This window comes from Campylobacter sp. TJR-1 (assembly GCF_032840035.1).
GTDB lineage: Bacteria > Campylobacterota > Campylobacteria > Campylobacterales > Campylobacteraceae > Campylobacter > Campylobacter fetus.
Genome location: NZ_JAWIZX010000009.1, coordinates 21386 through 29572, shown reverse-complemented (window position 1 = coordinate 29572; position 8187 = coordinate 21386). Strand labels below are relative to the sequence as shown.

Annotated in this window: 7 protein-coding genes and 1 pseudogene; all 8 read right to left on the bottom strand. The window is 34.1% G+C overall.

The features are described from left to right. A pseudogene (locus RVY88_RS08835) lies at positions 1-731 on the bottom strand (chemotaxis protein); the annotation flags it as partial. A 241-nt stretch (positions 732-972) separates the two neighbouring features. Beyond that, the gene (locus tag RVY88_RS08830) at positions 973-2265 is read right to left on the bottom strand and encodes an MFS transporter (RefSeq protein WP_002848200.1); all 1293 of its coding nucleotides are present in this window, start codon (positions 2263-2265) and stop codon (positions 973-975) included. 118 nt (positions 2266-2383) lie between these two features. Then, positions 2384-3145 carry a phosphate ABC transporter ATP-binding protein PstB gene (gene pstB / locus RVY88_RS08825; protein ID WP_002848198.1) on the bottom strand — a complete coding sequence of 254 codons (762 nt, stop codon included), beginning with the start codon at positions 3143-3145 and terminating at the stop codon, positions 2384-2386. Between the two features lie 10 nt (positions 3146-3155). Next, on the bottom strand, positions 3156-3995 hold the full coding sequence (gene pstA, locus RVY88_RS08820) for a phosphate ABC transporter permease PstA (RefSeq protein ID WP_002848196.1): 840 nt from the start codon (positions 3993-3995) through the stop codon (positions 3156-3158). Continuing rightward, a complete protein-coding gene (gene pstC / locus RVY88_RS08815) occupies positions 3992-4867 on the bottom strand; it encodes a phosphate ABC transporter permease subunit PstC (protein ID WP_162167558.1) in 876 nt (291 codons plus the stop codon). The genes pstA and pstC overlap by 4 nt, the downstream gene beginning before the upstream one ends. Before the next feature lie 62 nt (positions 4868-4929). After that, positions 4930-5952, bottom strand: coding sequence for a phosphate ABC transporter substrate-binding protein PstS (gene pstS / locus RVY88_RS08810; protein WP_162167559.1), 1023 nt, complete (start codon positions 5950-5952; stop codon positions 4930-4932). 109 nt (positions 5953-6061) lie between these two features. Then, entirely contained in the window at positions 6062-6844 is a 783-nt protein-coding gene (locus tag RVY88_RS08805) for a 3'(2'),5'-bisphosphate nucleotidase CysQ (protein WP_038452685.1), read from the bottom strand. Further along, a complete protein-coding gene (locus RVY88_RS08800) occupies positions 6841-8118 on the bottom strand; it encodes a citrate synthase (RefSeq protein ID WP_002848186.1) in 1278 nt (425 codons plus the stop codon). The genes RVY88_RS08805 and RVY88_RS08800 overlap by 4 nt, the downstream gene beginning before the upstream one ends. Positions 8119-8187: the final 69 nt, after the last annotated feature.

The window sequence follows — 8187 nt, the reverse complement described above, 5'->3', positions numbered from 1 at the left end:
TTAGAATTAATAAGACTAGCCATAACTCCAAACTCATCATTTGATTTTAAGCTTATAGCTTTAGGATTATCATTTTTATGGTTTAAGAAGTCAAAGAAGTCTTTGAGACCACTTTCTATAGATTTAATAGCTTTTAGAAGATATGATTTGCTAATTAATAGTATCAAACTTGAAAGTATGATGATAGTGATGATAAATACGGTAAATCCTATAGTAAGTACGCTTATATCACTAGCAAAGTTATTATTAGCTTTTAAATTTTCTTCGCCGAGTTTTTCAAGTCGTTTTTCTAAAACAGATCTATATGATCTCCATGTAGGGGTTAGATCTTCTAAATCCGTGATTGTGACTTTTTCGCCTTTTTTGGCTCCTTGTAATATATCGTTTTGTATAAACAATAACTTATCCGATTGATTAGCAGCGTTTGCGGGGCCTCCAGACAGCTCTCTATACTTATTTCTAACAACTTCAAAATCTTTCATTGTAGCTTCTAAAATATCTAAAGCATCTTTATCATTTATATCTATATACAGTTGCCTTACGGTCAAACCGGCTCTTTCGCCATTAATAATATTTTTATATAGTAGCTCTTGTCTATCTGATATACTATTAATTTCTTTGAAAGATAAATTGACTTTAGAAATAAAAATTTCTACAGTGACAAATAGGGCAATAAGCATCGCCATTAAAATAGCTATAATCGCTATAACTTTGGTATTTATCGACTTCATAGATGAGGTCTCCTTGAATTTTATTTTGATGAATGATTTTACAAATTTACGTTAAATTTATTATTAATACAATAATAATTATAAAATCATACAATATTAGAATATTAAAAGATCGATATAATAGTATCTTTTTATTAAAAAATAATATGATTTTTGCTAAATATTGTCATTATAAAGTAATTCCAATGCTTGATAAAATTACCAAATTGCATGTGGAAATACTTTCAATTTAAAAATATACTTATTTATTTAAAATATCTCTTAGCTGCTTTTCATTGATTATAGAAGAATTGTATTTTACAACGTAGCCTTTTTGATTTTTATATCTCTCTACTATGCCATCAACAAAATCAAGTTTGCTAAGATCAGCATCTTTTAAGTATAAATTTTTAAACAGCTTAGGATCGCTGAGCATAAATAGTAAGACAAGCCAAAAAACAGATAAAATAGAGTAGAATATAGCAAGATATGTTATATTAAATTTATGTAAAAAATATCCGCCGACAGCTCCTCCAAGAAAACTTCCGGCGTAACCAAACGCATTAAAAACTCCAAGAGCCGCACCTTTTTGGCTGGCTAATGCAAATTTACTAGCGCAACTTTGCATTATAGGCTCATGCAGATTAAATCCTATAAAAAAAAGAGTTACTCCGATTATAAAAGCAAGGCTATTTTCACTAAAAGCAAAATCCAAATAAGAGATGATAAATAGAACAACGCCTATTAAAAGCAGCTTTTTGCTATGACCTTTGGCGTCTCCTAAAAATCCTGCTAATCCCATCGATATAAATCCAAAAACCATAGCTGCTAGATAGACTATCCAAAGCCTACTGCTATCATATCCTAAATGATTTACTAGAACTATAGGTATGGCTACGAATGCTGCGCTCATCAACATTTTTTGCATCAAATTCGTAATATTCATAATAAAAAGATTTTTTTGAGTGATTAAATTTAAAAAAGGAGCTTTAGCATCATGATGATGTATTTTACTCTCTTTTGGCACTACAGTATAAAGCAAAACAATACAGGCAAAAGTAAGAGCCGCAGAGAGATAAAATAGACTAGCAAGCCCGAACTTAGAACTTAAAATCGGACTAACAACCATAGAAATAGCAAACGCTACACCGATCATGCCGCCCATTATAGCCATCGCATGACCACGTTTTTCTTCGGTAGTAAAATCGCTTATCATGGCAGTAGCCACGGCTCCGACAGCTCCGCTTCCTTGAACTAAACGCCCGATTAACATAGTATAGATATCAGTAGCTTGCGCGCATATCAAAGAGCCTATTATAAATACGATTAAGCCAAAAGTCATTGTATTTTTACGTCCAAACTTATCGCTAAGACTACCAAAAGGAACTTGCAAAGCCATCTGAGTAAGAGCGTAACCTCCGACTAAAAGCCCGACTAAAAGCTCATTTGCGCCCTTTAAATTAAGCGCATACAGACTAAGCACGGGCAAAACCACAAAAAGTCCAAAAAACCTTGAAGCAACAATAAAACTAAGCGGTAAAACTGTTTTAATCATATCTTTCCTTGCATTAATTTGCATTAAAATAGTGATTTTAACATAATTTTCTTTGTTTGCAAATTAAATAGGGCAATTTTTATCTGCTAACTTTAATGGCTATTTATCAAATTTATTATCACCCGAACTTACCGCTAACATACTCTTTTAAAAGTTTTTCTCTAGGCTCTTCAAAAATCTGTTTAGTTTTGCCGTATTCTATTAAATTTCCAAGATACATAAATGCAGTAAAATCGCTAACTCTAGTAGCTTGAGCCATATTATGAGTTACGATTACTACCGTGTATTGCTCTTTTAAGCTATTAATAAGTTCTTCTATGGCTATAGTCGATATCGGATCAAGCGCACTTGTTGGCTCGTCAAATAGCAAAATTTCAGGATTGACCGCAATTGCTCTGGCTATGCAAAGTCTTTGTCGCTGACCGCCGCTAAGTGAGCCGGCGTCTTCATTTAGTCTATTTTTAACCTCATCCCAGATATTTGCTCCTTTTAAAGACTTTTCAACTATCTTTGAGAGAGTTTTTTTATCTTTTATACCTTGAAGCTTGAGTCCGTACTCGACATTATCTTTTATGCTCATAGGAAATGCTGTTGGCTGCTGAAATATCATACCAATTTTTGTTCTTAAATTTATGAGATCTGTTTTTGGACGTAAGATATTTTTACCATTAAATATTATCTCGCCTTCATATCTATTTCCTGGATATAGATCGTGAATACGGTTTATAGAACGCAAAAGAGTAGATTTACCACAGCCACTAGGACCTATCAAAGCGGTTACTTTTCCCTCTTTTATGGGTAAATTTATCTTATTTAAACTAGGGCTAGATGATCCGGAGTACCAAAATGAAAAATTATTTATACTTAAATTTAAAGACACTTCTTTTCCTTTATTTACGTATTAAAACTCTGCCTAGGATATTTACTCCTAGTACAAAAATAGCTAATATAAAAGCACCTGCCCATGCTACTGATTTTAAACTCTCATCAGGCATTGAACTAAAGTCGTATATGCTTACTGTGAGCGATGGAATCGCGTTATTTAGATTAAAATCAAAAAAGTCGCTGTTTGCACTTGTAAATAAAAGAGGAGCCGTTTCTCCAGCAACTCTTGCTATAGATAGCACGATTCCTGTTAATAATCCGTTTTTAGCGGCTCTAAAAACTACGCTTGTTATACATTTATACTTAGTTGCTCCAAGAGCAAAGCTAGCTTCTCTTAATGTCTTTGGAACCAAACTAAGCATATCGTCAGTAGTTTTTAAAACAACCGGTATCATCATAACCGCAAGCGCAAAACTTCCTGCCCAACCGCTATATGAGTTCATAGGTTTTACCAAAAGGGCATAAGCAAACGCGCCTATGACAATACTTGGAGTACTCATCATAATGTCGCTTATATTTCTTATCAAATTTAACTTTTTTTGATTTACGCCGTACTCGCTAAGATACGTTCCTGCTAAAAGTCCCACAGGGATACCAACAAAAGACGCTATAGCAACTAACTCTAGCTGACCTAAAAATGCGTTTGCAAGTCCTCCAAAAGCAGTAGGAGATATAAATATTTCAGCGCTAAATCCAGCCATACCTTTTACAACTACAGTGGCTATGATCCAAAACAAAAACATCAAACCAAATACCGTAAATACCACGCTTAGATAAGTCGCTATTTTGCTTATTAATACTCTTTTATTTATCGATTTTTCTTTAATATTTTTAAGCTCGCTCACTTTGATTCTCTCTTTCTTAAAAATACAAACTTAGCTGTAGCTATACTTATAAAACTAATAACAAATAAAATAAGTGCTAGATAAAACAGGCTGCTTTCATAAATTTCATTTCCCATAGCTTCACCAAACTGAGTAGCAAGAGTTACTGGAATCGAAGTAGCTGGCTCTGTTACGCTGCTCGGTATTTTTGAGATACCTCCTAGCAAAAATGCAACTGCCATAGTTTCGCCAAAAGCTCTTCCCAAAGCTAAAATTATAGAACCCATAATGCCGGCTTTCGCATATGGAAATACAACATCTTTTATAGTATCAAATTTAGTAGCGCCCAAAGCGTAAGCAGACTCTTTTAACACTTGTGGAGTAGTTGCCATAGCGTCTCTTGAAACAGAAGATATAAACGGAAGCACCATAACGGCTAGAACCATACCGCCGCTTAAAAGCCCAAATCCACTCCCGCCAAAAACGCTTCTTACTAAAGGAACAAAATATATAAATCCCCACATACCATAAACTATACTTGGGACTGCGGCTAAAAGCTCTATATTAACGCTAAAAAAATTCCTTATTTTATAAGGAGCAATTTCTGTTAGAAATATAGCGATACCAATCGCAACAGGAGTTGCTAAAATCATAGCTATAAAAGTAGAAACGATGGTTCCGTATATACTAGCAAGTCCTCCAAATATCATAATATTTGCGTCCCACGTAGTATCAAATAAAAAATTTATTCCGAATTTAGAAATAGCAGGATAAGCTTTATAAACAAGAGATAAAAAAATAGCCAAAAGTACTACTAAAACTATAATAGTCGATATTCTTGCCGCATTAAAAAATAACTTTTCTATGATTATATTTTTTTGAATTTTTATCATATATACTCTTTATACGGACGTCTTAAATTTAGATTATGACGTCCTGTTTTTTATTTTTATATCTATTTTGGATTTACTGCGTATTTAGTCCAGTAATCATAGATCATATCGGTTGTTACTTTTGGTAATGGTTCATATCCTAACTTTTTAGCTGCTTCTAAAGCGTCTTTATCGCTAAATGCCCAGCTAAAAAACTTAGTAACTTTTTTACCATCATCAATTTTATCATTAGAAATAAGAATAAATGTTGCTGCTACTATAGGATAACTACCTTTACCGCTTGAATAAGCTAATACGTCATAAAAGTTCTCTTCTATTTTGAAATTTGAGTTTGCGGCGGCTTTTGCAAAGTTTTGCGGTGTAGGCTCTGCCCAATCACCGTCTTTGGTTTGCAAAGTAGCGGCGTTTAGTCCGGTTGATAATTTATAGGCGTATTCTATATAGCCTATAGAGTTTGGAACTTGTTTAATAGTACTTGCAACAAGAGGATTCCCTGCAGCAGGAGTGACTTTTGCTCCCCAATTTATAGTTTTATTTGCACCATACTCTTTTGCCCAACTCTCGTCTGCTTTAGCCAAATAACTTGTAAAATTAAATGTAGTTCCGCTTGAATCACTTCTTACGACAGGAGTTATCAAAGCATCGGGAAGTTTTAAATTTGCATTATCTTTTTTGATTATTTCATCATTCCATTTTGTTATTTTACCTGAAAATATACCGGCGACCGCTGCAGCTGAAAGCTTAAGCTCGTGATCTTTTATGCCTTCGATATTATAAGCTAATACAACGCTTCCTATGATAGCAGGAAATTGAAGTAATTTTTTTTCTCGCAACTCGTCGTTTTTCAAAGGCGAATCAGTGCCGCCAAACTCGCCATTTCTATCAGTAATAGCGCTTATTCCCTTGCCGCTGCCTCCACCATTGTAAGTTACTTGATTTGAAGTGGCTTTATAATAGAGTTTGCTCCACTCTTTATATACGGGAAGCGGAAAAGTAGCTCCTTGACCCATTATTTTATCAGCCGCATTTAAACTAAACGCAGATATCGCACTAGCTATAGTTAAAGTAGCAATTTGTTTCAACATTTTATCTCCTTTGATTTTGTTAAATTGCGGAATTTTAACTATACTTGGAAACAAAATGGAAACAAAACAAAAATATATTTTTAGTATTTAAATTTATAAAAAATATAGATTAAAGTGATTTTAAATTTAAAGATATAAATTCTAGGTAATTTTTTAAATTTGGAAGCTCTTTTTTACTTAGTGCCAAAAAATAATCATTTCTAAGATCTTTTTTATCGTATCGCAGCTCTTTTTCATCTTGCAAAGATACAACTATACCTCCACTCTCTTTAAGCAAAAACTCTCCGGCTGCTATATCCCATATGCTAGAGCCGCAAAATCTTGCATAAACATCCGCATTTCCTTCACTGAGCCTACAAAACTTAAGTGCCGAACCGCATCTTAATATATCTAGCCCAAAACGATTAGCTATGATATCTACACTTTTTGAGTGGCTGAAATTTCCTGATATAATATAATTTTGTTCTAAGCATGAACTATTTAAAATTTCACCGTTTTTATAGACCTTCGAGCCGCCCATACTGTAAAACATCTCATCGCTAGTTGGAGCATAGATTACGCTTAAAATAGGTCTAGCGCAATCTATCAAAGCTATACAAACACAAAATTCACCGTTTTTTGCTATAAATTCTTTTGTGCCATCAAGCGGATCAATAAGCCAAAATTTAGAATTCGCGTCTCTTTTTCCATAATCCAATATCTTCTCTTCAGAACATATAGGAATACCAGAACTCTCCAACTCTTTAAATATAGCCTCATTAGAAGCTAAATCAGCACTAGTTAATGGTGAATTATCGTTTTTGATGGTTACATCGTAATTGTCATAATGTTTTAAAATCGCTTTACCGGCTGCTCTAGCAGCCTTTAGCGATAAATTTAGAAGCTCTTTCATTGCTCTTTAGGAGGACAAGTAGGTCCTACGTAAAGCTGTCTTGGACGAACTATTTTTATGGTATCTTGTGATTTTAGCTCCATCCACTGACTAAGCCACCCAGGAACTCTTCCCATGACAAATATTGCCGCAAACATCTCATTTGGAATACCAAGAGCTTTTAGTATAAGCCCGGAGTGAAAATCCACATTAGGATATAAATTTCTTGATACAAAGTAATCGTCATTTAGTGCTATCTCTTCTATTCGGCTTGCTACTTTTATAAGATTATTATCTATGCCGATCTCATTTATAAGCTTATCTCTAAGACCTTTTAAAACTTTTGCTCGCGGGTCAAAGTTTTTATAAACTCTATGGCCAAATCCCATTAAACGGAATGGATCATTATGATCTTTTGCTCTTTTAATAAACTCATCAACCCTATCTGGAGTTCCTATCATCTCAAGTTGCCTGATAACTCCTTCATTTGCACCTCCGTGAGCGTGTCCCCAAAGAGCGCCGATACCGGCGCTAATACATGAGTAAGGATGAGCGTGAGTAGATCCTACGGTTCTAACTGTAGTAGTTGAAGCATTTTGTTCATGATCGGCGTGAAGCATCAAAACAGTATCAAAAGCCTTGACTTCTATAGGTTTTAAATCTACCTTATCGTGAGGAAAAGCTCTTAGCATATATAAGAAATTTTCTGTAAATCCGCGATCTAAATTCGGATATATTACAGGAAATCCTCTAACATGACGATAATAAAACGCTATAAATGTAGGAATTTTTGCCACTAAACGTTTTGCAAGCTCCATATAATCATTCATATCATCAAAATTCATATCTCTTTTATAGTATGCACTCATGGTAGCTACGCTTGCTTGTAAAACGGCCATAGGATGAGCTTTATCGGGAAAACAGTCAAATAATCTAATCATTTTTTCATTTAAAAAGCTTCTCTCTTTTAACTCGCGTCTAAATAGCTCCAGCTCCTCTTGGCTTGGCAGGTGTTTGTTAAATAGTAAATATACTACATCAAGATAAAGTTTATTTTCAGCTAGCCACGCTATATCGTAGCCGCGGTGCATCAACTCTCCTTTTTCTCCATCGATAAATGTTATAGCAGAACGGCACATTGCAGTACTTGTATAACCTCTATCAAAAGTAAACATTCCGGTGTTTTTATAAAGCGTCGAAATATCTATAACACTAGGACCTCTTGTTCCATCTAATATGGGAAACTCATAACTTTTACCGTTTCTGTTATCTGTCAGTGTTACTGTATTACTCATTTTCATCCTTTTAGTGTGAATATCTTAAAATATTCTATCCAAATTTTATTTAAAAAAAATCATTATAAC